At 61.3% G+C, this 25,280-nt stretch carries 24 protein-coding genes; 16 read left to right on the forward strand and 8 right to left on the reverse strand.

Annotation, left to right across the window (positions count from 1 at the left end; genetic code table 11):
- Positions 1–6 precede the first annotated feature (6 nt).
- A complete protein-coding gene (locus BV106_RS08715; RefSeq protein ID WP_051945448.1) occupies positions 7–636 on the reverse strand; it encodes a 4'-phosphopantetheinyl transferase superfamily protein in 630 nt (209 codons plus the stop codon).
- Between the two features lie 105 nt (positions 637–741).
- Here BV106_RS08715 and BV106_RS08720 point away from each other — a divergent pair, with 105 nt between their 5' ends.
- The 5 genes from BV106_RS08720 (at position 742) to BV106_RS08740 (ending at position 5,054) form a co-directional block, all read left to right on the forward strand.
- On the forward strand, positions 742–2,313 hold the full coding sequence (locus BV106_RS08720; RefSeq protein WP_038163493.1) for a hypothetical protein: 1,572 nt from the start codon (positions 742–744) through the stop codon (positions 2,311–2,313).
- A gap of 44 nt (positions 2,314–2,357) precedes the next feature.
- Positions 2,358–2,708, forward strand: a complete 351-nt coding sequence (locus tag BV106_RS08725; protein ID WP_038163496.1) for a hypothetical protein — start codon at positions 2,358–2,360, stop codon at positions 2,706–2,708.
- 23 nt (positions 2,709–2,731) lie between these two features.
- The gene (locus tag BV106_RS08730) at positions 2,732–3,682 is read left to right on the forward strand and encodes a VOC family protein (RefSeq protein ID WP_038163499.1); all 951 of its coding nucleotides are present in this window, start codon (positions 2,732–2,734) and stop codon (positions 3,680–3,682) included.
- Between the two features lie 79 nt (positions 3,683–3,761).
- Complete coding sequence (gene wrbA / locus BV106_RS08735) at positions 3,762–4,382, forward strand: NAD(P)H:quinone oxidoreductase (protein ID WP_038163501.1); 621 nt, start codon at positions 3,762–3,764, stop codon at positions 4,380–4,382.
- Between the two features lie 42 nt (positions 4,383–4,424).
- Positions 4,425–5,054, forward strand: a complete 630-nt coding sequence (locus tag BV106_RS08740) for an alpha/beta hydrolase (RefSeq protein ID WP_038163503.1) — start codon at positions 4,425–4,427, stop codon at positions 5,052–5,054.
- Positions 5,055–5,575: 521 nt separating this feature from the next.
- Here the strand turns inward: BV106_RS08740 and BV106_RS08745 are convergent.
- Positions 5,576–6,973 (reverse strand): Gfo/Idh/MocA family oxidoreductase, encoded by a 1,398-nt coding sequence (locus tag BV106_RS08745; protein WP_051945451.1) that lies wholly within the window; start codon positions 6,971–6,973, stop codon positions 5,576–5,578.
- Positions 6,974–7,043: 70 nt separating this feature from the next.
- Positions 7,044–8,234 carry a hypothetical protein gene (locus BV106_RS08750; protein ID WP_038163505.1) on the reverse strand — a complete coding sequence of 397 codons (1,191 nt, stop codon included), beginning with the start codon at positions 8,232–8,234 and terminating at the stop codon, positions 7,044–7,046.
- A 239-nt stretch (positions 8,235–8,473) separates the two neighbouring features.
- Here BV106_RS08750 and clpX point away from each other — a divergent pair, with 239 nt between their 5' ends.
- The gene (clpX, locus tag BV106_RS08755; protein WP_038163508.1) at positions 8,474–9,745 is read left to right on the forward strand and encodes an ATP-dependent Clp protease ATP-binding subunit ClpX; all 1,272 of its coding nucleotides are present in this window, start codon (positions 8,474–8,476) and stop codon (positions 9,743–9,745) included.
- Here the strand turns inward: clpX and BV106_RS35295 are convergent.
- Positions 9,742–10,494, reverse strand: a complete 753-nt coding sequence (locus BV106_RS35295) for a basic secretory protein-like protein (protein WP_051945453.1) — start codon at positions 10,492–10,494, stop codon at positions 9,742–9,744. The two genes, clpX and BV106_RS35295, sit on opposite strands and share 4 nt — an antisense overlap.
- A 33-nt stretch (positions 10,495–10,527) precedes the next feature.
- The gene (locus BV106_RS08765; RefSeq protein WP_038163510.1) at positions 10,528–11,712 is read right to left on the reverse strand and encodes a lactonase family protein; all 1,185 of its coding nucleotides are present in this window, start codon (positions 11,710–11,712) and stop codon (positions 10,528–10,530) included.
- Positions 11,713–11,823: 111 nt separating this feature from the next.
- On the opposite strand from BV106_RS08765, the gene BV106_RS08770 reads away from it, so the two are divergent.
- Positions 11,824–13,425 carry a hypothetical protein gene (locus tag BV106_RS08770; protein WP_038163513.1) on the forward strand — a complete coding sequence of 534 codons (1,602 nt, stop codon included), beginning with the start codon at positions 11,824–11,826 and terminating at the stop codon, positions 13,423–13,425.
- Between the two features lie 414 nt (positions 13,426–13,839).
- Here the strand turns inward: BV106_RS08770 and BV106_RS08775 are convergent, their stop codons facing one another.
- Complete coding sequence (locus BV106_RS08775; RefSeq protein ID WP_038163515.1) at positions 13,840–14,295, reverse strand: hypothetical protein; 456 nt, start codon at positions 14,293–14,295, stop codon at positions 13,840–13,842.
- Between the two features lie 193 nt (positions 14,296–14,488).
- Between BV106_RS08775 and BV106_RS08780 the strand changes: the two genes are divergently transcribed.
- From BV106_RS08780 to BV106_RS08800, 5 genes are all read left to right on the forward strand, one after another.
- Positions 14,489–15,226 (forward strand): hypothetical protein, encoded by a 738-nt coding sequence (locus tag BV106_RS08780; protein WP_038163516.1) that lies wholly within the window; start codon positions 14,489–14,491, stop codon positions 15,224–15,226.
- A gap of 107 nt (positions 15,227–15,333) precedes the next feature.
- Entirely contained in the window at positions 15,334–15,672 is a 339-nt protein-coding gene (locus BV106_RS08785; RefSeq protein WP_038163519.1) for a hypothetical protein, read from the forward strand.
- A gap of 56 nt (positions 15,673–15,728) precedes the next feature.
- Entirely contained in the window at positions 15,729–17,399 is a 1,671-nt protein-coding gene (locus BV106_RS08790; RefSeq protein WP_265595462.1) for a family 10 glycosylhydrolase, read from the forward strand.
- A 94-nt stretch (positions 17,400–17,493) separates the two neighbouring features.
- A complete protein-coding gene (locus tag BV106_RS08795) occupies positions 17,494–18,258 on the forward strand; it encodes a hypothetical protein (RefSeq protein ID WP_265595463.1) in 765 nt (254 codons plus the stop codon).
- A gap of 55 nt (positions 18,259–18,313) precedes the next feature.
- Positions 18,314–18,748, forward strand: a complete 435-nt coding sequence (locus tag BV106_RS08800; protein ID WP_265595464.1) for a hypothetical protein — start codon at positions 18,314–18,316, stop codon at positions 18,746–18,748.
- Positions 18,749–19,416: 668 nt separating this feature from the next.
- Here the strand turns inward: BV106_RS08800 and BV106_RS08805 are convergent.
- Both BV106_RS08805 and BV106_RS38210 read right to left on the reverse strand, forming a co-directional pair.
- Complete coding sequence (locus tag BV106_RS08805) at positions 19,417–21,327, reverse strand: hypothetical protein (protein WP_038163528.1); 1,911 nt, start codon at positions 21,325–21,327, stop codon at positions 19,417–19,419.
- 1 nt (position 21,328) lies between these two features.
- Positions 21,329–21,499, reverse strand: coding sequence for a hypothetical protein (locus BV106_RS38210; protein WP_265595465.1), 171 nt, complete (start codon positions 21,497–21,499; stop codon positions 21,329–21,331).
- Positions 21,500–21,523: 24 nt separating this feature from the next.
- Here BV106_RS38210 and BV106_RS08810 point away from each other — a divergent pair, with 24 nt between their 5' ends.
- The 4 genes from BV106_RS08810 (at position 21,524) to BV106_RS08825 (ending at position 25,267) form a co-directional block, all read left to right on the forward strand.
- Entirely contained in the window at positions 21,524–22,447 is a 924-nt protein-coding gene (locus tag BV106_RS08810) for a DUF2167 domain-containing protein (RefSeq protein WP_051945455.1), read from the forward strand.
- Between the two features lie 9 nt (positions 22,448–22,456).
- The gene (locus BV106_RS08815) at positions 22,457–23,584 is read left to right on the forward strand and encodes a hypothetical protein (RefSeq protein ID WP_038163530.1); all 1,128 of its coding nucleotides are present in this window, start codon (positions 22,457–22,459) and stop codon (positions 23,582–23,584) included.
- A 591-nt stretch (positions 23,585–24,175) separates the two neighbouring features.
- A complete protein-coding gene (locus BV106_RS08820) occupies positions 24,176–24,718 on the forward strand; it encodes an NAD(P)H-dependent oxidoreductase (RefSeq protein ID WP_038163531.1) in 543 nt (180 codons plus the stop codon).
- 114 nt (positions 24,719–24,832) lie between these two features.
- The gene (locus BV106_RS08825; RefSeq protein ID WP_038163534.1) at positions 24,833–25,267 is read left to right on the forward strand and encodes a DoxX family protein; all 435 of its coding nucleotides are present in this window, start codon (positions 24,833–24,835) and stop codon (positions 25,265–25,267) included.
- Positions 25,268–25,280 lie beyond the last annotated feature (13 nt).

Raw genomic sequence — 25,280 nt, forward strand, 5'->3', positions numbered from 1 at the left:
CGGGCGCTACCACCAGGCTGTGGCCACATGGTGGGGCTCGGCAAAGGCCCGCCAGAAGACCGTCCGCCCATAGTTCGTCAGGGCGGTCTGCTGGCGGAAGTCGATCTCTACCTCTGTGAATTCCAGGAAGACCCTGTCCGTGGGATACACGGCCTTGAAGACCGCCTCTTTGATGCAGAACAAGAGCTTGCCCGTGCTCTGTCCAGCTTGGATCGCCGCTTGCTCCCGCTGGCTGGCGATCATGGGGAGCAAACCGTCATCCAGGGGCACGGCGGGTTCGATGTCCACCCCCAAGCCTGAGCAGGTGCCGTTCGTGGCGGCGGCCACTGCCACGGCCAGACTGTCATCGTGCGCCATGGAGCCCAACACTCCTGGTGGCCAGAGAGGCATGCCCTTGGGGCCGCGAGGGATCTCTGCGGCGGGGGATCCCAATTGCGCACAGAGTGCCTTGGCAAGACGTCGGGCCGCCCCGCTGGATCGTTTGACCGCGGGCACGGCTCGCTCCCGGCCGACGAGTTCCAGGGGCGTCAGGCTGGCATCGTCTGCAGCTTGGATGCGATCGATCTGGCCCACCGCACCGGCGGGCAGCAGGGCAGCGAGCTGCAGGTTCAATCGCAAAAGCAGGGCGTCGTCCATGACTTCTCAGGGAGTTCCTTAGCGGCTTTCCTGTATCGTTGCCAGTGTGAACAATTTGGTTGCGCTAGCAGGGCGGCGACCGAATGCTGAACGGCTGCTTGACCCATGCGACTGCTCCCGTCGGTATCTTTCTCTCGCGCCGCTGTGCTTGGCCTTGCCTGTGCCGGGCTGGCCGCCTGCACGACTGGACCTGAACTGGCCAGTCTCACGCGGGCGGTGCGGCCTTTGCAAGTCACTACCGTGGCCGATGGCCCGGTGACCCCGCTGCCGTTGGCCCCGGAGACGCTCACGGCGTACCACAAGGCGGTCCGGGAGATCGTAGTGTGGTATGACACACTGCCCGCCAATCAAAAGGCGGCTGAGTGCGAGCGGCTGGGCATCCAGGTGGTGATTGATCCCAGCGCAGAAAAGGGGCTGCATCGGTACACCCCGGCGGATGAGTTCAGGACGAATCTGCTGGACCAGTATCACACTCGCCCCGGGGTGGGTGTGCCGGTGGTGGCCTGGCGGGCGAATGACGGCACTCAGCGCCTTGACGATCTCCGCCCCACCGAGGGGCTCGCCGCGTCCTACACCGCAGTGGTGCTCCCGGCAGGGGAGGGGCGGTGGACGCTGCGATTTGTGAACCCCATTGACCACGCGACGGTGGAGGTGGGGGGCAAGCCGGTGACCGTGGCAGCCAACTATTCTGCTCCCATCGCACAGTTGGTGGAGAAAGCGAAGCCCCTTGCCCGCAGTGGCTTCAGCGGCATGCTCTCCTCCACGAAGAGCAAACGCCGAGAGAAGCTCTACCTGATGGAGCCGTATGATCCGAAGAAGATCCCCCTGCTCATGGTCCACGGGCTGCAGTCCACCCCGGTGGCCTTCATCAATCTGACCAATGACCTCCTGGCGGATCCCATGGTGCGGCAGCGCTACCAGATCTGGCACTACCACTACCAGACCGGCACGCCGGTGCTGCTCAATGCCGCCAACTTCCGCCGCATCGTTTCCTCGACCCTGAAGGAGATTGATCCTCAAGGGGATGACTTCGCCACGAACCATCTCGTCATCATCGGCCACAGCATGGGCGGCATTCTCACCCACACGCTGGTCTCCGAGCCGGACTACAAGCTCTGGGACGCCGTCATCAAGGTCCGCCCCGACAAAGTGAAGATGCCGCCCGAGTCGTTGACCCAGCTCAAGGACGTCTTTCTCTTTCACCGCGATCCTCGGGTGAAGCGCGTGATCTTCATCTCAGTGCCTCACCGGGGTAGCACTTGGGCGGACAACTTCATCGGCGACTTGGGGCAGACGTTGTTTAAGCCGGATCGCAAGGTGACCGATGTCTTTGGCCACCTGGTGGAAGTGCAGCGGGAGGTGGTTCATCCTTTTGTCGTGGGACTCTATGAGCAGGGGAAGTTCAGCTCCATTCGCACACTCTCGGCCAGCAGCCCCTCGCTCCAGACGCTGGCCACTCTGCCCCCGGAGGTGCCGTTCCACAGCATCATCGGGCAGAAGAGCGCGGGACCCGTGGATCTGGGGAGCGACGGCGTGGTCACCTACAAGAGCAGTCACCTGGAAGGGGCGCAGTCGGAGCTGGTCGTGCGAGCAGGTCACAACTCCTTCCGGAAAAAAGAGTCGGTGGCGGAGATCAAACGCATCCTTTACGAACACTTGAGAAAATCGGGCTCTTAAGGACATCCTGGCGTGGCGGCAGCTTCGATACGTAATCCCGGAACATGAAAGCCACGCGCATCTACACCGGAACTGACGGCCTCACCCACTTTGACGAGGTGGAGGTGCCGCTGACCGACGGAGGCCCCATTGGCCGTCTTTCGGAGACGCTCCCTGCTTCGGGCATCATTTTCCGTGAGACCGACGGCACCTATGACTACGACTGGCACCCGGCTCCCCGGAAACAGTGGCTCGTGATGCTGGACGGTCGCATCTCGCTCGAGACTGGCGATGGCGAGGTTCGGGAGTTCTCGGGCGGCAGCATCCTGTTGCTGGAAGACGTCACGGGTCGCGGCCATCGCACGCGGCAGCTCAGTCCCGGTGTCAGGCGCTCCCTTTTCATCCCCATCCCCTAAACTCCCCCCTCTAGAACGCCCCCATGAGCCATCCCGTTACCGGCATCCACCACGTCACGGCCATCGCCAGTGATCCCCAGCGCAACATTGACTTCTATGCCGGCCTGCTCGGGCTGCGCCTGGTGAAGCGGACGGTGAACTTCGACGATCCCTCCGCCTATCACCTGTACTACGGGGATGAATCCGGTTCCCCCGGCAGCATCGTCACTTTCTTCTACTGGCCGGGCATGGGGGCCGAGGGGCAGGTGGGGGCCGGGCAGATGACCGCCATCACCTTCTCCGCTTCACCAAGTTCCTTGGACTACTGGACAGACCGGCTGTCGCGGAACGGCGTGACCGTGGAGCGCCAGACCCGGTTTGAGGAAGAAACACTCGCCTTCAATGACCCCGATGGCATCCCTCTGGAGATCGTGGCGGTGGCAGAAGACTCCCGGCAGGGCTGGGCCGGGTCGGGCGTTCCCGTGGAGCATGCCCTGCGCGGGCTGCACAGCACCCAGTTGACCGTGCGCAGCGGCATTGCCACCGAGAAGCTGCTGATGGAGGACATGGGCTGTCGTTGTGTTCGTCGTGAGGGGAACCGCTCCCGCTATGAATTTGGCACCGGTGGTTCAGGGCGGTATGCGGACATCGTAGTGGATGCCACCGGCCCTTTTGGCATGGGCGGCGTCGGCACTATCCACCACATCGCGTGGAGAGTGGCCACCGATGAGGAGGAGCTGGGTATGAAGGACGGTCTGCACCGCAGCGGCTTCGCGGTTTCCCCGGTGATGGATCGCGACTACTTCCACTCCATTTACTATCGTGAGCGTGGGGGCATCCTTTTTGAGATCGCTACCGAGTCGCCTGGCTTTGCGGTCGATGAGCCCGCTGAATCCCTCGGCACGGAGTTGAGGCTGCCCAAGCAGTATGTCCCGTTGCGGGAGAAGATTGAGATTGCGCTTCCTCCCTTGGAGCCGCCCCGGCAATATGCTTGAGGGCGGCAGACTTTTTTGTCACGATCTCCCGCGATTTCCCATTGGACTATAGGAACCTTCACCCTTCAATCATCCCTTCATGACTACCCGCATCAAAGTCATCTTCTACAGCCTCTACGGACACATCTACCACATGGCGGAGGCTGTGGCCGCCGGTGCCCGGGAAGTGCCCGGCACGGAGGTGGAGCTGTTGCAGGTGGCGGAGACGCTGTCCGATGACATCATCGCCAAGATGGGCGCCACGGAGGCAAAGAAAGCCTTCGCCCACATCCCGATTGCCGATCCCAAGACGCTCAATGAGGCGGATGGCATCCTTTTCGGCACCGGCACCCGCTTCGGCAGCGCCACGGCCCAGATGCAGACCTTTTTTGATGCCACGGGCTCCCATTGGATGTCCGGCGCTCTCGTGGGCAAGGCGGGCGGCGTCTTCACCTCCACGGCCAGCCAGCATGGCGGGCAGGAGACCACGCTCATCAGCCTGCAGACCTTCCTCTTCCACCAGGGCATGGTGGTCGTGGGCGTGCCTTATGCCGCCCAGGAGTTGCTGAACATGAAGGAAATAACGGGAGGATCTCCCTACGGAGCCTCGACCATCACCGATGCCCAGGGGCAGCGTCTCCCCAGCGAGAACGAGCTGGCCATCGCCCGGTTCCAGGGGAAACACCTAGCCCAGGTCGCCGCCAAGCTGGCTGCGAAGTAAGAACTCGACTTTCTCAGGGCCAGGGACGTAGTTTCCCGTACCATGTCCATTCACCAGATCTCGAACACCCTCCGCTTTGGCACCCCGCTCAAGGAGGCGCGTGGCGCGGTGATTCTGGTGCATGGACGCGGAGCTTCTGCGGAAGACATCGCTGGGCTGGCGGATGTGCTGCCGCAGGAAGGCATTGCCTTCTTCGCACCGGACGCCACCCAGGGCACTTGGTATCCCCAGCGGTTTTTCATGCCGCTGGCGATGAACGAGCCCTGGCTCTCCAGCGGCCTGGCCCTGCTGCATGAGTTGGTGCAGGAAATTACTGCGGCCGGAGTGCCGCTGGACCGCATTGGTCTGGCAGGTTTTTCCCAAGGAGGCTGCCTGGCTCTTGAGTATCTGGTTCGCCATCCTGCCCAGCTGAGTTTTGTCGTCGGCATGAGCAGTGCGCTCGTCGGTCCGGAAGGCACCGAACGTCCCGCTGTGGATCTGAAGTCCGTCCCCGTCCTGGTGGCATGCTCTGAGAGGGATCCCCACATTCCCCTGGAGTTCGTGAAATCCAGCGTGCAGACCCTCAAAGGGATGGGTGCTGATGTCACCTCTCATATCTTCCCTGGCGGTGATCACACCGTGTTTCAGGAGGAGGTGGATTGGGTGTCCGGCCGCATGAAGGCGTGGGTTTAGCCGGTGCGTCAGTGCGTCAGTGCGTCAGTGCGTCAGTGCGTCAGTGCGTCAGTGCGTCAGTGCGTCAGTGCGTCAGTGCGTCAGTGCGTCAGTGCGTCAGTGCGTCAGTGCGTCAGTTGATTGCGCGTTGGCTCATGAACCAGTCGAAGCTCTTCCTCGAAGAGGATGTGGCTACAAGCCCGACGTTGGCGAGCCTTGAGCGAGCCTACGTCGGGAGGGCGAACAAGAATCCTTTACTCCGAAGGAGTTTTGGCGGTCTGGCTTGGTGGCCCCGGTGAGGAGGCACTAGCTGGAGTGTCTATTGCGTAAACTCCGCGTGTAACCTCCATCCTCCCAGCGTCCATCGCTGCTTCCCGGTGTGGGGCGAAACCTTCCTCCGGTCACCTCCGGCGGTTGTGCAAGCACAAACCGCCGCTCCTTGGAGGCGCATCGGCCTGTGGGGATATCATAAAAGAAGGCGACCTCGCGGCCGCCCCCTTTGAAGTTTGAACTTTGGATCTTGAAGTTTCCTCTTCCTCTCCTCAAATCCCGTACCCGTCCCGGTACACCTTGTGGATGAACGCATCCGCCTCTGGCGCGTTCGTGGCCTTTAGGTTCGCGGCGTCCCACTCGATCCGTTTGCCAAACCGCACGGGCAGCAGGCCCACCAGCAGCGCTTCAGTGAACGGGGCAGAGTAGTGGAAGCCTGAATGCGCGTCCTCGGGTTTACCAGCCTTGGCGGCCTCAATCCACTCGCGGCGGTGACCGACGGTGCAGCGCGGGATGGACTTGGCCGGCATCACGAATTCCTTCATCTTCGCTTCGGGCACCAGACGTGGCGTGCCAGCCCAGCCACCGGCCAGGATGACTCCTTTGTCGCCCACGAAGTAGATGCCGTTGTCGCCGAGGTTGCGTTCGGCCTCCATGCCCGGAGGCTTGGGCGGCAGCTTGCCGCCGTCATACCACACCATCTTCACTGCTGGCATGGTGCCACGGGCAGGGAAGTGGTAGGTGATGATGTTCCAGGCGGGGAAGGACTCGTTGTTGTTCGGCGCGCTCTCTGCATCGACCCAGTCTGGCGAACCGAGATCCAATGCGTAGAAGGCCGGGTCCGCATTGTGCACGGCCATGTCGCCCAGGGCGCCGCAGCCGAAGTCCCACCACCCGCGCCATTTGCGTGGGGCGTACTCGGGGTGGTACTTCACGGGCTTGGCCACCGGGCCCAGCCAGAGATCCCAGTCCAGCGTATCCGGCACCACTGGGGTTTCCGTGGGGGCGGGCTTGCCCTGGCTGTCCCAGAACTTGCCCGGACGATCGGACCACACGTGAACTTCGGTCACGTTGCCAATCACTCCAGCCTGAATCCACTCGCGAGTGAGGCGCAGGCCTTCGCTGGCGTGACCCTGGTTGCCCATCTGGGTCACCAGCTTGCTTTCCTTGGCCACCTTCGCCATCTGCCTTGCTTCACCAATGGAGTGGGCCAGTGGCTTCTCAACATAGACATGCTTGCCAGCACGCAGGGCCAGGATGCTGGCCGGTGCGTGCACATGGTCTGGCGTGGCGATGACGACAGCATCGATGTCCTTCTGCTGATCGATCAGGCGGCGGTAGTCGCGATGTAGCTTGGCGTTGGGATGCTTGCTGATCGTGCTCGCACCTTGTTTCAAATCCACATCACAGAGGGCGACGATGTTGACCAGACCTGAGCTGACCAAGTCTGCGATATCGCCCGCGCCTTGTCCACCCACGCCAATACAGCCGAGATTGAGCTTCTCGCTGGGTGGTGTGAAACCTGGGCCGCCGATGACGTGCCGGGGCACGACTTGAAAGCCAAAGGCCGCGGCAGCAGTGGTGGTGACAAATCGACGGCGGCTCAGCGCGCCAGCGCCGGAGGATGTCGGGGCCGGTTGAGAGGCAGGGGAGGGAGCGTGGTCTGGCATGATCTGACCCTTACGTCCAGACACCCCCGGCTCTTGCTCCACGCGCTGGTGTTCGCCGCGTGGGCGGGGCCTACTTCCCAGTGTTGAGAGGCGGCCAGGTCTTCGCGTCCAGATACAGCTTGGGCAGACTGTCCAGCTTCACCTCGGCGTTATCCTGCAGCAGATCCAGCATGACTGGGTCTGTGGCGAATGTGGCCGCCGTGCCCTTGGGATGATTCACCCGGATGATGGCCCCGCGGTAGCTGGCCTGGGAGCCCGCCCGCTCAGGCTTGGTCAGTTTTTCGTAGTCATCGGCCCGTCCCTTGTACGCCCCTTCATTCATGGGCGTTTCAAACATGATCTTGTCCGCCTGCCCAGCCCGCATCTGCAGCTTTTGTTTGGGTTGGCCCATCACATAGTTCTGGCGGTACTTGTCCGTGGTCCCCAGGAAGATGCACTCCACCTCCACCTCGGTGGCGAACATGGACATGTTGGTCACCTCTGCCTGCACCACCCATTTGTAGTTGTTGCGCTTGCTGGGGGTGGAGGCCAGTCGGCTCTGGATGATGATGCTGGGCTTCTGCTGGGCTTTGTCGCCCGCTTGCTTCAGCTGCTCCTTCCAGAGTTGCTCGGCCTCTGTCTTGGTCTGCCCCAGCCCGTTCATCTTGGGCCCGTTCTCGATCGAGGCCAGGCTCTTCAGGCCGCTCACCTCGCGTTCGATGACCTGGAGCGTGCTGACGTAAGCGAGCTCGCGGTCCGTGGACTTGGTGCCCTCTGCCCGCTTCTTGCTGGGCGGCACGAGCCGGACATTCGCCACGTCGCGGGAGAACTTGGGGGCCAGATTCATGGGCACGATGTACTCAAACACCACAGCCTGTCCGGTATCGGCCCCCTTGGTGATCTTGCCCGTGAAGCGGTTCTGCTCGTCAAACGCCCCCAGAGCGCGAGCCTCAGTCCACATGTTGGTGAGGGCTCCCACCGCCGCATTGCGGTGGGCCGGCCCCACTTGAGGCACGAACATCTCGTACGCCGTATCCAGCAGATCGTTGGCACCGGGGCCTCCAGACACCTGGGACTGCTCCATGCCGGTCAGGATCTTCTGGATTTGATCGCGGGCCTTTCCCAGTCCTCCTGGGTCCGCATTGGGCGTCAATCCCTGGGGGGAGAGGTGTCCGGCCAGGCTTCGGGCGGCCGGGTAGTTCTTCGCCTCCACGATTCCCACGAAGGCCAGTCCAGCGAGCAGGGGAAAAGCGATTTGTTTCAGAGAGGAGAGCGGGCGCATAAGAGATGAAGCGAATGAAAAAAATCCCAACAGACCAGCAGGGCGGAACACTTTGTGCATGGCCCTTGTCGTGAAATGTTTTGGAGCCCTCTATTGTTAGGAAAAAAGTGTGTGTTTGACCTGACTCCAGCAGAAGCCTCCGCCCGTATCAAGATTGGATAAAAGACTTGCGCCGAGAGCGCGCCGTATGCGACAGTTCAGCCACTTAGACAGTTCCATTTTTCAACTTTTTCCCAGGCATGGCCCGCGCCTCAAACCTCACTATTTGTTCCTTCTGCGGCAAGAGCCACGCAGAGGTAAAGAAGCTTATTGCCGGGCCCGGGGTGTACATTTGTGACAATTGCATTCACGTCTGCAAGACCATCCTGGACAAGGAGACGACGAATGACCTGGATGCTCAGCCCCCTCTGGTGGTACCGCGCCCTGCGGACATCATGGCCGCGCTGGATCATCATGTGATCGGCCAGGCGCATGCCAAGAAAGTGTTGAGTGTTGCGGTTCACAACCATTACAAGCGCATCCTCAGCGCCCAGGCCAGTGCCGACCGCAAGACGGCGGCCATCGGCGAGTACAACGATGTGGAGATCGAGAAGAGCAACGTGCTGCTTGTGGGACCTACGGGCTGCGGCAAGACCCTGCTCGCCAAGACGCTCGCCCGCATTCTCAATGTGCCCTTCAGCATCGCGGACGCCACGACGCTGACCGAGGCCGGCTACGTGGGCGAGGATGTGGAGAACATCATCCTGCGCCTCCTACAGGCCGCCGACTATGATGTGGCCCGTGCGGAGATGGGCATCATCTACGTGGATGAGATCGACAAGATCGGCCGCAAAACCGAGAACGTCAGCATCACCCGCGATGTCAGCGGTGAAGGCGTGCAGCAGGCCCTCTTGAAAATTTTGGAAGGCACCGTGTGCAACGTGCCACCGCAGGGTGGGCGCAAGCATCCGCAGCAGGAGTACATCCAGGTGAACACGGAGAACATCCTCTTCATCTGCGGGGGTGCTTTTGTGGGCTTGGATCAGTTCATGGCCAAGCGTCGTGGTCGGAAGGTGATGGGCTTCGGCAATGAAATGCTCAATCGCGAGCAGGTGGACGCCGATCTGACGAAGGACGTCCAGCCTGAAGATCTGCTTGGCTTTGGTCTCATTCCGGAATTCATCGGCCGTCTCCCCGTGGTGGTGGCCATGCAACAGCTCACAGAGGAGGAGCTCGTTCGTGTGCTCACCGAACCCAAGAACGCTCTCATCAAGCAGTACTCCAAGCTGCTGGGCATGGATGGCGTGGACCTTCAGGTGAACCGCGATGCTTTGATCGCCATGGCTCGCGAGGCCCTGAAGCGTGGCACCGGTGCCCGTGGTCTGCGCAGCATTTTGGAGCGCATCATGCTGGACGTCATGTATGACATCCCCAGCCGTCGCGATGTCCGCGCCGTGACGCTCACCGAGGCGGTGGTCAAAGGTGACCGCCCGCCCTTGGTGCGCAAACGTGTGGACAAGAGCGCGGCCTAAATGGGCCGCTTGGGCTCTGCCGCTGGCTTCTCCGTGCTGTCCATGAACTCCGTCCAGAGGGCGTTGAGGTTCTTGCCCGTTTTCTCCTCAAACAGGGCATCCTTGTAGGTGCCACGCCGCAGGGCTGCATTCGCATCCCGGATGATCGGTGTCTGGTACTGCTTCTCGATCCAGGCCAGGAAGGCGCCGGTGGTCCGGTAGCCGTTGCGATAGTTTTCCTTCGCCCGATTGAACCGCTTGGGTTGCCCCTCGGGTTCCGCCATCCAGAAGCGAATGTAGTCGGCAATGCCCTCAATCAGCCAGACGGATTGAGTGGTCGGGTAGTCCTGAATCACGTGTACCAGCTCATGCAGCACCATGCCCAGATCTTCGGGATGGGATTTCACCCAGCCTGCGGAGATGGTGATCACGTCCTTGGAAGTGGCCGCCACCCCATTCATTTCTTTGAAGACGAGGTGCACCTTCTTTTCACCCGGATTCAGGGGCGCATCCAGATACGCCGATACCACGGGGTGCCACACTTGGACCATCTCCTTGGCCCGCTCCGCCCAAGCCTGGCACTCCGGTGCGCCGGTGGTGTCCACCGTTACCTTCAAGTTGCGGCTCACCAGAGGCTGAATGAGGTCCGGCACCTTGGGGCCCGCTGGCACGGGTTGAGCCGGGAGCTGGGGTGAAAACGCAAACACGGCGGTTGCGAGGGCAACCGCCGTGCTGGCAGAACGAAAGCTGAGGATGGCAGGAGCGCGCATGGGGCCGTTGGACAACCCCACGCGGCAAAAGGCTCATTTCACGGACAGGAATTTTACGCAAACCGGGGAGCCGACGTCCAGCGTCTGACCGGTGGGGGTCAGCTTGCCGCTGCTGGCATCGATGGCGAAGACCGCCAGGCTGCTGGAACTCTGACCGGCGGCGATCAACCACTTGCCGGAGGGATCGATGCCGAAGTTGCGGGGCGTCTCAACGATGGAAGGTGCATTCTCCACCAGCTTCAACTTGCCGGTGCCTGCATCCACGCTGTACACCGCGATGGTGTTGTGCCCGCGATTGGAGACGTAGGCAAACTTGCCACTGGGGTGCACCTGGGTCTCGGCAGTGGAAAACTTGGGATCCACAGCGGTGCCTTCTGGCAGCGTGGAGACGGTGGCGATTTCCTCCAGCGCACCACGACCGGCGTCATAGTTAAAAGCAGTCACCGTGCAGGTCATCTCATTGCAGACGTAGGCGTATTTGCCGTTGGGATGGAAAGCAAAGTGACGGGGGCCACCACCGGCAGGCACGGTGCCGAAGGCGGGTGCATTCGGGGTGATTGTGCCGGCGGCGGGGTCCAGCTTGTAGATGAAGACGCGGTCACAGCCCAGGTCCGCAGCAAAGGCGAACTTGTTTGCGGCATCGACGTTGATCGAGTGAGCGTGCGGCCCTTCCTGGCGCTTGGGGTTCGCCTTGGAGGCGGGCTCATGGAGATACACCGTGGCCGCCTTGTCCAGGGAGCCATCAGACTTCACAGGCAGTGAGGCCACATGACCGCTGCCGTAGTTGGCTACCAGCACCACCTTGCCCGTGTGATCCACGCTCACGTGGCAGGGGCCGCTACCCTGGCTGGATTCCTGGTTGAGCAGAGTCAGCTTGCCCGTGCTGGGGTCGATGGAAAAACTGCTGATCCCTCCCGTGGCTGGTTTGCCGGGCGCGGCGGTGCCCACGGGAGCCTCTGATACGGAGTAGAGATATTTCTTGGAAGGGGAGATGGCCAGGAAGCTTGGGCTCTTGACTTCGCCCGCGAGTCCCATCGGCTCCAGTTTGCCCGACTGGGAGTCGAACCCGAAGACGTAGATGCCCTTGCTCTCCACCTTGGCGTTTTTTGCCCCGGTATAGGTGCCGATGTAAACCAGATAATCGTGGGCGGCGCTCAGGCTGGCGAGAGGAAGCAACGCGGCCAGGGCGGTGAGTCGGAGGGTGCGAGGTAGTTTCATGGATGTCTAAAACGACACGGAACGCCGTGATTTACCAGCCCAAATAAATCTCATGGGAAATGGAGAAACTTAAGTTGACCAGTCACCGCGTGACGGAGGATATATGCCTCCATGCTCCCGAAGTTGCGTCGAGTGTTGATCGGGCTGGCCCTTTGTCTGGCTGGCGTTGCATCCCCTGCCTTTTCGCAGGATGTCCTGAAGTTCCAGGTGGCTGGCCAGAATCCCGGTGGAGAAACGGGATACGCAGGCACGGTGGAGCTGACCAAGCAGGGCAAGAGCTCGGGAACGATTCGCTGGGTCACTGGGACCAACAAGGAGGTCACCGACGGCATCGTCATCCGTACGGACAAGGCCATCGGCGCAGCGTATGGTGGTGAGGCCCTCTATGCGATGGCGGTGTATGAGCTGAAGGGGAAGAGCATCCAGGCCACGTGGATCACCTCGGCCAAGCCGGGTGAAGCCGGGAACTACGCGCTGGTCGGCAGTGACTTCAAGGGCACGTGCAATTTCGCAGATGGCACGGCGGGTAGCGTCACTTTTACCCAAGGCAAAGGGGGGCTCTACAAGGTGGTGTGGGATCTTCAGGCAGGTCGCTATGAAGGCGTGGGCGTGAGGCTCGGGGATGTGCTGGTGGCGGCATCGGGAGACGTGAAGAAGTACTTCGGCGTGGCCGCGTATGCCCCCAAGGGCGACGACATCGTCGGCGTATGGGGAACCACCCAGATGACCTCCCCTGGCAAGGAGACGTGGAGTCTGCCTGCAGACGGCGCGGAACCCGTGGCAAAGGCACCCGCCTCAGATGGGCGTTCCGTGGTGTTTGGCGGGCAGACCTTCCAGCTCATGGAAAACAAGAGCGCACCGGGTCAGGCCACCAGCGAGTTGCGTGAGTACCTGCAAGCAGGCGAAGACTGGGCCGGCTATCGCAAACTGGTGGCCCTGCGCATGCAGAATGTGAAGGGCGCAGATGCCACCACTCTGGCGCGAGCCACTCTGGAGCAGGTGCAGAAGCAGCACCCCAGCAGCTTCGTGAACGAGATCGAGATGAAGCCGGACACGGCCACCATTCTGTTCATCCTCGTGACTAACGGCGATGTGGAGTTCAACCTCTGGAACTATCGCAAGACCTCCGCCGGCGTGGCCAGCGCCCAGTTCGTGCTTCGCAACAAACCTCCGTTCGAAACCCAGAAGAAGTTCAAGGCCGAACAGGACAAGAACTACGACTCCTGGATCGCAGAGATCAAAAAACTCGGCGGTGAGGCGGAAGCCCTCCTGGCTGCCAGTGCCGGAGCTGCTGCCGGGGCCCCTGCTGCCAAGAAAGACGAGAAACCCGCGATGAACGACGCGGAGCTGGCCAAGGCCATCAAGGGCGACCTCGACAAGTGCGTCGCCGTGGCAGAGAAGTTTGTGGACCACATGGAAGCTGGCCGGCTCGCAGAGGGCGTGGCCCTCATGAGTGACCGCACCTTCGAAACCACCTCTCGTCCGGAGTTCATCAAGAAACTGGAAAAGTCGAACCAGGTCTTCGGCAAGCTCAAGAAGTTCATCCCTGACAAGAAAGCCACCGACTTCGGCATCAAGGGCGGCATCATGACGTTCACCCTGCAGGGCGACGGCGAGTATGAAAACGGCGTTGTGCGTGAGACGCTCACCTTCATCCGCAATGAACAGGGCGGCGTGGAGTTCGTGGCTTACAACCGCACTGCCAAACCGTGAAGGTAATCACTTGTTTCTCTGGCAGAAATTTCACGCCAACGGCGTGATGCAAATTGTCCCGCAGTCGCGTGGGCGCGTCAGGTTTAAGAGTCTGATGAGCCCATCTGCCGATGCCAGGTCGTGACGCCAAAGGATCCAAGGAGCGGCGGTTTGTGCTTGCACAACCGCCGGTGGTTGCCGGAGGAAGTATGCTTCCCAGTAAGAACGCAGCGCCAAGACCCCATATGGTGGTTGGCTGTTTGGCGATCGAGCACTCCGTTTTCCCTCGGCGGTTGTGCAAGCACAAACCGCCGCTCCTTGTGGGCGTCCGGCCTTGCTCAGCGGTGTAGCAAGTTGCCCGCCGCCCCTTTAGCCTGATCCCTCATGCGGGACTATTTTGTTTGACGCCCTTGGCGCCAGAATCCCTGGCCGCTCTTACTCGATGCCCAGGAACTTGGAGATCGCCTTCCAGGACTTCTGGCGGTTTTTCTCATAGGCCGCCTGGGTCTCCGCAGAGGGTGTCTCCACGTAGGTGATGATGCCCTTGGCAGTGCTGATGAGAAGATCATTGATGATGACCATCTCCTTCACTGCCGCGTCGTCACTGGAGTTCAGCTTGCCGCTGTCCACCAGATCGGTGAGGCTGTCTTTTGCAGCGGAGGTGAGGCCGACATACATGTTGGCCAGCTGCACCACCTTCGTCTTGTCGTACACCTGCTTGCCATGAAGGTCCGCGAGTTCCGCGATGGCCATGTAGTTGCAGAAAACCGCCTGGGCTCCGATGGCCCCAAACGAGTGCATCACCGGATTCTCGGCATTCGGGTCTTGGGCGCGGGTGGGAGTGGCGGCACCTACGAGCAGGGCCAGCAGTAGTACGGCAAGTGTTTTCATATGGAGAGATGTTAGCGCGCGCCACAGTGGACTTCCGGTGCTGTGGGACAAGCAAAATGAATCTGGATCTGCCAGCAGGCCTTCGAATAGGGGGTTGCCAAACGCCCACCTTCCTCCAATGATGACGGTTCCGGGAGGGGCTAAGCCCTCTCGTGTTGAGTTGTTCTTTGTTCGATCCATCATTTCCTCTTCTATGGCAGAATCCTCCCCTGATCTTTGGCGCGGTCTCAGCGATGTAGCCCGTGCCGCCCTGCAAACGCGTGACTATTCCGGCGGCTCTTTGGGTGAGCGCTTGCAACAGACCGGCCGCGTGGATGCCCGGGAGCTGGTAGGCGGCATCCCTGCTGAAGTGGGCATCCCCGGGGTGGAGGTGTTTCATCGTCGTGTGTTCCACCAGCGGTACCGCGGTTATTTCTCCGAGTTTGCCCGTGAAGGGGAGGCTCTCCTGGGCAAGATCGGTCTCTGGCCCAAGCAGTGGGCCACCGCCAAGATGTACTCCGGCACCAGCAAGGGGTTTCACATCCATCCTCCAGCCATCCCGGCGGACACCACACCTGAGGCCTGGTTCCAGCGCCTCTTCGTGGAAGAGCCCACCAACTACGCTCTCCGCCCGTACGACAAGGAGCAGTGGGATGTGATGTTCTTCATCCAGGGCATCTGCGAGATGTTCCTCATCGACGAGCGTGCTGGCATGCCGCGCAAAAAGATGCGCTTCATCATCGAAGGTGATGACCTCCGCGGTGAGAGCAACGTGGGCGTGGTCATCCCGGCCGGCGTGGCCCACGCCATCCGCAGTGCCAGCTCCCAGGACCTCATCATGGTCTATGGTACCAGCACCGTCTTCCTGCCGGAAAACGAAGGCCGTATTGAGCACGGCATTGAGACTCCAGAAACGCCCGCTGACTGGGAGAAGTTCTGGAATCTCGCCTGAGCTTGAGTACTTTACCACCGGGAGTGGTCTCAACACACGTTGGGACCATTGCCCGTGGCAGTGGTGGCCGAGTTTGAAGTGAGATCGAACCTTGAAGATTGCCAGCCGTGTTTCTCCTCGACGAAGATCATTCCATCATGGAGCCCGAACGGGGTTACGACCGCGAGGTCGTGGAGCGGGTGTGGCAGTTCGCCCGCACCGTGCCGGGAAATGATCCCTCGGTCTGGCGCAAGGATGAGCATGGAGCCTGGATCCACCGTCTGGCTTACCGCAACCGCCATTCCGAGTTTGGCTGGGAGATTGCGGACTGCGCGTTCACTCTTCCCGGCTGCGGCGTAGCGGCCCTGCGCCCCACCCAGTGGCAAAATCATCTGGATTTCCTCGTGGCCTCCCGCACCAGCGTGGTGACGGCGGATGGCCTGCGCAACGCCCGGCGGCTGATCTGAGACCCGCCAGACCTGTGCCCTCGCAACATCCGGGTGCGGCTTCGCGTGTAGTGCAGATGGGAAAGAGAACTTCATGGTCGCGTCGCCAACTGCTGGCTGCCGGAGCGTCAGGCAGCGTGGTCGGATGGTTGGCCTCGAACACGTCTTTGGCAGAGGCATCCCCAGCGCTGTCGAGGGCCAAGTCCCCGTTCAAGCTGCTCTACAATAGCGATACCACCCACATCCTCACCTGCACCAGTTCCTGGCGTCCCAACAAGGAGCCACTGGCGGATATCATGTTTGAAAAGGCGGTGGATGAAGCGTTGGACGCGGGTGCCGATGCCTTTCTCATCGCTCCGGGATTGGGCTGGGTGCCCTGGTGGCCCAGCCAGGTGCTGCCACTGGCGGAGCACTGTGAGTGGTTCAAGAAACGCTTCAACCTCCCCAATGCCTCCACCAGCTTCACCAACTATGTTCTCAGGGGTGGCGATTTCCTGAAACTCACGGTGGACCGCTGCCATGCCCGTGGAGCTGCCTGTCTGGTGAGCTTCCGTCTCAACGATGTGCACCACAAGGAATCGGCGGATGCTCCGGGCAACAGCCACATTGCGAGCGTGCCGCAGTTTTACACGGATCATCCGGAGTATCGTCTGGGAGAGCAGTCTCGCGAGACCCAGATCAGCTGGGCCCGGCATGTGCAGAACTGGGCCATCCCGGAGGTGCGGGAGTTCAAGTTTCGTTTCATTGAGGAACTCTGCCGGAACTACGACATCGACGGCATCGAGCTCGACTTCTACCGCGCCGCAGCCTACTTCCGCGCTGGCGAGACCACCCGCGAGCAACGTCGTCAGATCATGGCGGAATTCATGGCGCGCGTCCGGCGGACTCTGGATGATCACGCCCGCCCGGGACGCCCCCGCTGGCTGAGCGTCCGCATCCCGGGGCAACTCGCAGCCCATGATGCGCTGGGGATTGATGTGCAGGCCTTTGCCGCCGCCGGGGTGGACATGTTCAACCTCTCCGCCTCTTATCACGTGGAGCAGACCACCTCCCTGACGGAGATCCGGCGTCTGGTGCCCCACGCTGCTATTTACCTCGAACTCACCCATGTCGTCTCCTTCAATGGCGACACCCGGAACCGCTCTCACCGACGCACCACTACGGAGATTGCCACCACCACCGCGCATCTCGCGTACTCCCGCGGGGCAGACGGGCTTTCGCTCTTCAATTTCCAGTACTACCGCGACTATCGCGATCCCGGTCAGGCGGCGGGGGACGGGCCCTACACCGAACCTCCGTTCGAGCTGCTTCAGGTGCTGAAACGTCCACAGTCCGTGGCCACCCTGCCGCAGCACTATCTCGTCGGCTCGATGTACCGAAATGACCCACGTCGTGCTTACCCGTTTCCACGCAAAGTCAAGGGCGGCGAAACCCTCCGTTATGTCCTCGATCTCGCCCCGCCGCCCGGCGGCTGGCAGCGGGAAGGGAAGTTGCGGCTGCAGGCGCGCACTGCCTACGCGGCCACAGAGGGCTGGCAGGCCCACATCAATGGACAGTCCCTGCCCATCACGCCTGATGTCGGAGAGCCTTATCCGAGCGTCTATACCCAGATGCACGGTCAGTCTGGCGAATGGCTCACCTGGCGGGTGCCGGTCTCCGCCTTGCGCCCGGGGCTCAATGAGGTGGTCATCGCCTGCCCTCATGAAGTGGTGCTGGAACTTCTCGGGTTGGATCTGGCCATTCCGTGAGATCTTGTGGTGGCCTTTGGGGGTGATCGAAAAATTCGTTGCTGCCAAAGCATTAAAGTGACCTGTGGGGCAGATGGGCTACCTTTGTCCTGTCATGTCACAGAACGCTTCCTCACGATTGACGGGCAGGATCCGGATGCTGGCTCTCAGTTCGACAGCCGCGTGGCTGTTGCTCGCAGCTTCGTGCGGGAAGACCGATCTCTCGAAACCCACTCCAGCAGAGGAGTACAACCTCTCTTCTGCCGAGGTGCAGAGCCTCACCCGCCTGGCAGATTCCGGGAACGGCGGTGCGGCCATGCGACTGGGGTACTACTATCAACTTTCGGCAGGTTCGCGGAAGGAGGCCGTCAAGTGGTTCGAGAAAGCCAAGGCCAACGGCGTGCGGGAGGCCGGGGCATGGCTCCGGGGGGATGAGCACCAGACCGCGCCAATGGGCAACCTCGAGCCGTGGGTCTTGACGGAGCCCGTCACTCTGGCAGAGGCCGCAAGCCGCTTCAACCAGCGCTACCGTGCGGAGCTGACCGCGACCTCTGAACCACCCCTCACTGAGGCGGAACTTCGCAATGCACTGGCCTTGGGGAGTGGGGCTTTCCTGCGTCCTGAAAAGCCGTTGGTGGCAGATCTCTGCACGCAAGTTTTCGAATCAGGCGTCCTGCCCAAAGGTTCAGAGCTCTCCATCTGGGTGGGGGAGACCGTTGGTCGGGGGCAGAAGGAGCAGTTCCGCCCCTTCTTCTTCATTCACCTCCGTCTCAATACCACGCCTTCCCCGCAAGCCCCAGGAAGTGCCGACACCGGTGCCAATCTTGCCTCTGCGGCCCTCCCGGTAAGACTGGCTCCCCGCAAAGTCGAGGCGCGGTAGGACAGGGGCGAAGTGGTCCTTCACGATATTCATCAACTCTTAGCACATGGGACTCATGAGACCCTCCTTGCATGGCCTCCTCAGTGGAGTGGTCGCTCTGGCAGCGGTGAGCTGCGCCGTCCCCAAGCCTCAGCTTTCCCTGGACACGACCAATGTGGTGACGGTGTACGAGAAAACACCCGACGCGACGCTTTCCCATCCCAAGGTGCAGAAAGTGGGCAAGCTCGACAGTAGGGGCGTGTCGCATCTGCGGAAGTTCCTCGCCGGTGCCAAGACCAAGAGGCTGGGGTATGTTTCCTCGAATCGGTTCGTGCAAGTCGGAGACCGCCGGCTGGGTGTCGTGGTCTGGAGTGATGGCCGCCTGCTGGGGCTGGATTTCAGCGGCCAGGATGCCTCACTCGTGCCTCCCACGACGACGCACTCCGTTTTGGTAAATTCGGATGAGGTGGTGTCCAAACACCTGCTCGATGCGGTGAAGGAGGCGAAGTAGAGGCTGCTGAGGCCGGGCCCAGCTCAGCGCTCAGTAAGGCCCCTCAGAAAATTTGGGCCTGAAAGGCGCAGAGAGCCCAGCCCAGGGGCAAAGGCCACGAAGTGGACGGAGACCCTGGGTACCTCCAGGGAGGATGATCAGGTGGGAAGGCCGACAGCATCCACTATCGGTCCATTATGAACTACACCTCCACGTCGTTTGGTCCTGATGGCCTGCGCTGACTAACGTTCGCGGCAAGATGCCGCAAACAGCACGCAGGATGCGTGCGTTTCCCAGGCGCAGACCATTTGAGGACTGTCAGTCTGTGCTTCACTATCCACGTTCCTTGGCAGGCACAAGTTTCCGGATCTGTGGCACAATGGAAGAGACCAGGACCAAGGAGCCAACGCATACGCTGGAGCGGGGCGCTGAGCGGCCGGATGTACGCTACGTTATCCACCCAATGGTCGATTCAGTCAGCCCTGCCAAGGAACCTGAGGGGCTGACATGGAGGTGTTGATGACGGTAGGGAGGAAGAAGACGCTGTCGGCCTTCCCACCTGATCATCTCCTGCGGAGGCAACCCAAGGTAGACTCGCTTAGGGCTCGTCCAACCTTGGGCTGTGCTACAGATCCCATACTGGGATCAACTTCGGTCTGAATCAGACCCCGATAGAGCTTCAGCACCCTTTACCGGGGAGCATCCACGCGCTTTAGCACCCGGAAATAGAAGTCAGGCTCGATGCCGGGGAAGGCTGCGACCTCTGTGAAGAGTGACTTGTCGTCCAGTTGTTTGAAGCCTTCTGGCAACACGGTGCGATTGAAACTGGCATAGCCGTAGATGGCATAGAGCGGGCGCTGCTCCTTATCTGCTTTGGCCACGATGGCTGCAAGTTCTGCACCTGAGCCAGCTGCCAGGCAGTGGGGTTCGTAGAGAGGTATCGCCTCTTTCCCCAGGCCATAGCAGACGATCACGGGTGTGGGTTTGAGACCCCGGGCATCCTTTTGGATGAACGTCGCCACATCATGCAGCGGCTCGATGGGGTGGGTGAGGAGAAGCTGCCAGCCGGGATACACCACCCATCCATAGAGGGCCACCACGGCCAGAGCAGGTACGCTGCCCCAAAGTTTGCCTGCTCTGTTCCCCAGCCAGAGGCTCAGCTCGGACATCGTCTGCACCGTGATCAGGATCAGGCAGGGGAGGACCGCGATGATGAAGCGGGGGTAGAAGTAGCTGTCGGCCAGCTGGGTGAGTGCAGCGAATGCTGCGGAGGAGACCAGGAAAGTCACCGGCAGCATCCACCGAGGGTGACGGTCTCGAACCAAGGTGCTGACGGCTCCGTAGAGCACACTGACGGCGATCACCAGCGCCAGGATGCTGGCGGTCAGCTCGTGGGCGCTCAGAGCGGGGATGCCATTGGCGTCCACCAATTGGGTGGGCACATAGTGATCCAGGCCGGAGAGCAGGTTGGAGGCGGTTTGATCCAGGAGCTGGCCGTTGAGCACATGGTGGTCCTTCTCGGCACCCGCCCAGCGCCGCGCCTGCAGGACGTTGGGCAGGAAGACCTGCGTCAGCAGCAGTGCTGCAAACAAATTTGTGGCCAGCAGCCTCCACCAGGCGGTCCACCGGTCGCGAGTGGTTTCCTGAACTCTGAGGAGGAAGATGAGCACCACCAGATTCAGCGCTGCCACATCAACAAGGGCATTGGGGAACGCCCAGAGCCAGAGAAACTCCACGCCACCCAGCGCCACCAGTCCACCGGTGCTTCTCCCACGACTGCGAATCACCGCCGTCGCCGCCAGCATGGCCGCCGGACAGAGTGGCAGGATCAGGGAATAGGCCCGCGTGTCCACGCCATAGCGGATCGCCCACGGATGAACCGCCAGCACCAGCGCGGCCGCGATGCCGGCACCCGGATGTCCCCAGGTGCGGAGCAGACATGCTGTCAGCAGGATGGCCGCTGCTGCTGCAAGGAGCGCCGGCACCCGTACCGCCAGATCGTTAAAATCCTCACGCTTCGCTTTTGTGACCTTCTGCCAGACGGTCAGGCTGGCTTTCTGGGCCAGAGACAGAGGAACATGATTGGTCGGCTTCTGGTAGTAGAAGGCGCAGCGCTTCCAGTCATGCGGCAGAAAGCGCAGCCCGTCAGGCTTCTTGGGATCCTCCTTCCACTTGCCATGAGAAGCCTGTTGCACGGCCCAGGCTTCATCCCACCAGAGGCTCCGGCTTGCCATGGGCAACCGCAGCCCCAGACCCACTAACATCGCCATCAGCACCAGCGGCCAGAACCATCGGGGACTGGACGCCGGGTGGGCCGCTTGTTGAGCTGAAGAGGCTTTTTCCCAGGATCGTGCCCACACTTTGTGGGCGGCTACCAGCAGGATCCATCCCACCAGTCCGACCCACGCTCCGTAGTGAATCCCCATGGCCGCATCGTGCCACCAGTCAGGCTTGTCCCCCGCTGCCAGCGCGGTGGCGATGGCAGCCTTATGCTCCGCCGGTCGCGGTCCCCAGAGCAGCAGGGCCACGTCTCCAAGGATCAAGGCCGTCAGCACCGCGACGGTCGTGTGGCGGCGGAGTGCTCTCAGGTTCTCGATCATGTCAGGTATTGCCGAGGGACAATTTTTGGGAAACAGCCATGGAATCTTGCGCCAGTTGAGTTGCCGTCGTATGAATGTTTCTTAATTCCTTCAGCAGGTGCATCACTTCACCGAGGGGCGGCGAAAGCGACACGCGAACCTCCTTGACGGCCCCGGTGACCTCCTGTTGCATCAGGACGTCCCTTATATCTCCACCATGAAATTCTCGTTTGCTGCGCTCGCGGTCGGCTTCGGTCTTGTCCTCGCCCCCGCTTCTCTCCCGGCCCAAACTCCTGCTCCCGCCCCAGCAGCAGCAGAGACAGAACCCTCTGCCGAAGAGCTGGCCAAGCAGGAGGCTGCCATGATGAAGGCGCTGGGAGCCCAGTTCGAAGGGACCGGCAAGATCGGGTCCCGCGCGGAAGTGCAGATCCCTGAAGGCTTCGTTTTCTTTGGGCCCTCAGGCACGAAGAAGCTCCTCAAGCAGTGGGGAAACCTCATCGGTGGGAATGAAGAGGGGCTGATCATGAACCAGGAGCACGGCTGGTCCGTAGTGTTTGAGTTCGATGACGTCGGTTACGTGAAGGACGACGACAAGGATGAGCTCAATGCGGACAAGATGATGAAGATGTTCAAGGACAACGAGCCTGCGGTGAACGAGGCTCGTAAAGAAGCGGGACTCTCCGCCCAGCACACCCTTGGCTTCACCCTTCCTCCCCGGTACAATCCTGACACCAACAACCTGGAGTGGGCCATCCGCTTCAATTTCGAAGGCACCCCGGGCGAGCAGGTCAACCACAACACCAAGCTGCTGGGCCGCAAGGGCGTCATGCAAGCCACCCTGCTCTGCAATCCTGAAGAGCTGGAAGCGGTGCAGCCGGAATACCAGAAAGTGTTGACCGGGTTCAAGTTCAACCAAGGTGAGACTTATGCGGAATTCCGCCAGGGGGACAAGGTGGCCACCTATGGCCTCGTGGGCCTCGTAGCGGGTGGGGCTGCTTTCGCCGCAGGCAAGGCCGGCCTCTTCGCCAAGCTCGGCGTGGTGTTTGCCAAGTTTTACAAGTTCATCATCGGCGGTGTGGTGGCGCTCTTCATCGGCATCAAGAAGCTCTTCGGCGGCCGGGAGAACTCCCAGTACCAGTAAGTTCACGGCATGACGGACGGACAATTCCTCCTCCTCATCTTCGCCCTGCTTTATTTGTATGAGTGCCTGCGCTGGGTTCCCGGTCGGGCAATCGTCTGGAAGCTGTTTGGCCGGGCCACTGAGCCCGGGGCGTGGAGTAAAATCGTCCCGCTGGAGCTTTTCCGCACGCGGGGTGGGGCCTTCGCCCTGCTCCCGCCGTTGCCACCCGTAGGGGCACACTTGGTCACAGCCAGCTGGCCGGCGGTGCCTCACGCCCAGGGTCTGTGCCTGTGGGATGAGGTGAACGGCACCGCCAGCCATATTCCTTGGTCGGAGGTGGAGGCTTCTGCTGAAGAGGCCACGCTGCGGGTCTCACCCGGTCGCTTGGTGAGGTGCGTGCACGGCTGGCAGGCCGCAGAGTGGGCCAAGCTGATCCAGAACTGGAAAACTCTTCCCCAAGAGGAGCGCGAGATACAGTTCCTGGCCAAAGCGGCGGCCATGCTGGAGGAGCAGCCCTTGCGTGATGCGGGGAGTGAAGTCGCTGCCGCCACCCGGAGCCTTCGTTGGAATGGCACCCTGTTGGTCGTCTGGGCCTTGGGTATCCTGCCGTACACTTACTGGCGGTTTGGTGACACTCTGCCCACGCTGGTTGCCGCAGGATCCTTGTATCTTGTGATGCTCAGTCAGGCGATGACTCTTTGGTTTACCTCCCGTCGCGCGCCCCGCCTGAAATACGGCCGATGGAGCCACATTCTGGGTGCGGCATTTTACCCCCCTTCCTCCATCCGGGCGGCAGACTGGGTCTGCGCGATGAAGAGTCCCGAGATCCATCCGCTGCTGGCGGCTTTCACGTTTGGCCGGCGGGAGCAGGCTGAGGAACTGGCCGCCCAAACCTGGCGCCTCGCCCGGTGGCCCGTGGGCAGCATTTCTGATCGTCCATGGGACGGTCCTGAGGTGCAGGCGTTGCGGTCGTTCTTCGCCAAGGTGAACCTGGAGGTATCCCAGTTGGAATCTCCGCCCGCCCTTCCAGAAGGAGCCAGCAAGTATTGCCCTCGCTGCCTCTCCACTTACGCCGATAAAGCGGATACCTGCAGTGACTGCGGCGGCATGTCTCTCGTGAAACGCGATGCTGAGCCTAAGGCGGTTGCGGCGGTATAAGCAGGCGAGTGGTGGATTCCACGCCGAAGATATCTTGGACCGCAGTTCATCAGACCGCTTCAACTCCTTCGGGGTAGAAACTTCCAACTCCCCTACCCAACGTAGACTCGCTGGAAGCTCGTCAACGTTGGGCTTGTAGCCCCATCCTCTTCGAGGAAGAACTTCAACTGAGCCCGTGGACGCCAAGGAACCGACTCTGGCTCAGCCCCCAGTAAGTCCCCTCAGAGGATTTGGGCCTGAAAGGCCCACAGAGCCCAGCCCAGGGGCATAGGCCACGAAGTGGACAGGGACCCTGGGTACCTCCATAGAGGATGATCAGGTGGGAAGGCCGACCGCATCTTCTATCTCCCCGCCGCCATCAACACCTCCACGTCGGTTGAACCTGATGTCATGCGCTGACTGCTGTTCGCGGCAAGATGCCGCGAACAGCACGCAGGGATGCGTACGCTCCCCGAGCTTGATCCGGGAAGCTTGCCCCCCCTCGGCATCTCCTTGGTCTCCCTCCCGTTTCCCACCCTCGCACGGGAAACCCGGCGACAACTGCAACCTTCTGTGCGAAAACCGCCCCGTCACCCTTTCCGTTTTCGCCTTATGAAAATCACTCTTGTGAGCGGCACGAACCGCCCCGGCAGCAACACCCGAAAAGTCGTCAGTCAAATTGCCCGCCTCTACGCTGATCTGGGTCAGCCGGTGGAGATTCTCGATCTGGCCGAGCTTCCTCCGGAGATCTTCCATCCCTCCTCGTACGCCAGCAAGCCGGCCTCGTTCGCCCGCTTCAGCGATGCGGTGCTGGCCAGTGACGGCCTCCATGTGGTGACCCCGGAGTACAACGGCAGCGTTCCGGGCGTGCTGAAGTATTTTATCGACATGCTGAAGTTCCCCGAGAGCTTTGAGCATCGTCCGGTGGCCTTCACCGGACTCGGTGCCGGTATGTGGGGGGCATTGCGGCCCGTGGAGCAGCTCCAGGCCATCTTTGGCTATCGCAATGCCTTCGTATTTCCGGAGCGGGTCTTCATGCCCGGCGTGAACTCACTGCTCGGCGATGACGGCACAGTGATCGATCCCGATGTGGTTGCCCGCCTCAAGTCTCAGGCGAAGGGATTCCTCGGCTTCGTCGGAAAACTCAGGGCCTGACCGTCTCTCCGTTCTGCTGGGCCCGGTGGATCGCAAGGCCGGGCCAACTTTTTTGGACAAAGGGCTGCGAACAGGCCGCCAACCCATTGTCCGCACACGTAAGCACTCCCACCTATGAAATTCCTTCAGCTCAACTTCATCCCCCGCAGCACCGATCTCGGGCTTCTCATCCTCCGAGTTTGGCTCGGACTGACCATGGCCATCCAGCACGGCTGGGTCAAATGGCTCAAGTTCGATCAATTTGCCCCCAAGTTCCTGCCCTTGTTCGGCTTGCCTACGAACCTCAGCCTCGGGCTGGCCATCTTTGCTGAGCTGATCTGTTCGGGCCTGCTGATTCTGGGTTTGTTTACCCGGTTCGCGGCCTTGAACCTCGCCGTCACCATGTCGGTGGCCTTTTTCCTTGCCCACCAGATGCGTCTCGTGGATCATCCCACTGATCCTATGCAAAAGAGCGGGGAGCTGGCCTTCATCTACCTCGCTGCCTACGTGACCCTGTTCTTCACCGGGGCTGGCAAGTTCTCCGCCGACTCCAAGCTGGGCGCACGCTGATCCGGTTCATTCA

Origin of the sequence: Verrucomicrobium sp. BvORR106 (assembly GCF_000739655.1) — a bacterium.
Taxonomy (GTDB): domain Bacteria; phylum Verrucomicrobiota; class Verrucomicrobiia; order Verrucomicrobiales; family Verrucomicrobiaceae; genus Verrucomicrobium.

Excerpts from the sequence above, each read along its gene's own strand:
- BV106_RS08800 (WP_265595464.1), top strand. The coding sequence starts at position 18,314 with ATGAGACCCTCCTTGCATGGCCTCCTCAGTGGAGTGGTCGCTCTGGCA.
- BV106_RS08745 (WP_051945451.1), bottom strand. The coding sequence starts at position 6,973 with ATGCCAGACCACGCTCCCTCCCCTGCCTCTCAACCGGCCCCGACATCC.
- BV106_RS08725 (WP_038163496.1), top strand. The coding sequence starts at position 2,358 with ATGAAAGCCACGCGCATCTACACCGGAACTGACGGCCTCACCCACTTT.
- BV106_RS08790 (WP_265595462.1), top strand. The coding sequence starts at position 15,729 with ATGGGAAAGAGAACTTCATGGTCGCGTCGCCAACTGCTGGCTGCCGGA.
- BV106_RS08740 (WP_038163503.1), top strand. The coding sequence starts at position 4,425 with ATGTCCATTCACCAGATCTCGAACACCCTCCGCTTTGGCACCCCGCTC.
- BV106_RS08770 (WP_038163513.1), top strand. The coding sequence starts at position 11,824 with ATGCTCCCGAAGTTGCGTCGAGTGTTGATCGGGCTGGCCCTTTGTCTG.
- BV106_RS08720 (WP_038163493.1), top strand. The coding sequence starts at position 742 with ATGCGACTGCTCCCGTCGGTATCTTTCTCTCGCGCCGCTGTGCTTGGC.
- BV106_RS08825 (WP_038163534.1), top strand. The coding sequence starts at position 24,833 with ATGAAATTCCTTCAGCTCAACTTCATCCCCCGCAGCACCGATCTCGGG.
- BV106_RS38210 (WP_265595465.1), bottom strand. The coding sequence starts at position 21,499 with ATGCAACAGGAGGTCACCGGGGCCGTCAAGGAGGTTCGCGTGTCGCTT.
- BV106_RS08750 (WP_038163505.1), bottom strand. The coding sequence starts at position 8,234 with ATGCGCCCGCTCTCCTCTCTGAAACAAATCGCTTTTCCCCTGCTCGCT.
- BV106_RS08820 (WP_038163531.1), top strand. The coding sequence starts at position 24,176 with ATGAAAATCACTCTTGTGAGCGGCACGAACCGCCCCGGCAGCAACACC.
- BV106_RS08730 (WP_038163499.1), top strand. The coding sequence starts at position 2,732 with ATGAGCCATCCCGTTACCGGCATCCACCACGTCACGGCCATCGCCAGT.
- clpX (WP_038163508.1), top strand. The coding sequence starts at position 8,474 with ATGGCCCGCGCCTCAAACCTCACTATTTGTTCCTTCTGCGGCAAGAGC.
- BV106_RS08715 (WP_051945448.1), bottom strand. The coding sequence starts at position 636 with ATGGACGACGCCCTGCTTTTGCGATTGAACCTGCAGCTCGCTGCCCTG.
- BV106_RS08810 (WP_051945455.1), top strand. The coding sequence starts at position 21,524 with ATGAAATTCTCGTTTGCTGCGCTCGCGGTCGGCTTCGGTCTTGTCCTC.
- BV106_RS08780 (WP_038163516.1), top strand. The coding sequence starts at position 14,489 with ATGGCAGAATCCTCCCCTGATCTTTGGCGCGGTCTCAGCGATGTAGCC.
- BV106_RS08815 (WP_038163530.1), top strand. The coding sequence starts at position 22,457 with ATGACGGACGGACAATTCCTCCTCCTCATCTTCGCCCTGCTTTATTTG.
- BV106_RS08795 (WP_265595463.1), top strand. The coding sequence starts at position 17,494 with ATGTCACAGAACGCTTCCTCACGATTGACGGGCAGGATCCGGATGCTG.
- BV106_RS35295 (WP_051945453.1), bottom strand. The coding sequence starts at position 10,494 with ATGCGCGCTCCTGCCATCCTCAGCTTTCGTTCTGCCAGCACGGCGGTT.
- BV106_RS08775 (WP_038163515.1), bottom strand. The coding sequence starts at position 14,295 with ATGAAAACACTTGCCGTACTACTGCTGGCCCTGCTCGTAGGTGCCGCC.
- BV106_RS08805 (WP_038163528.1), bottom strand. The coding sequence starts at position 21,327 with ATGATCGAGAACCTGAGAGCACTCCGCCGCCACACGACCGTCGCGGTG.
- BV106_RS08765 (WP_038163510.1), bottom strand. The coding sequence starts at position 11,712 with ATGAAACTACCTCGCACCCTCCGACTCACCGCCCTGGCCGCGTTGCTT.
- wrbA (WP_038163501.1), top strand. The coding sequence starts at position 3,762 with ATGACTACCCGCATCAAAGTCATCTTCTACAGCCTCTACGGACACATC.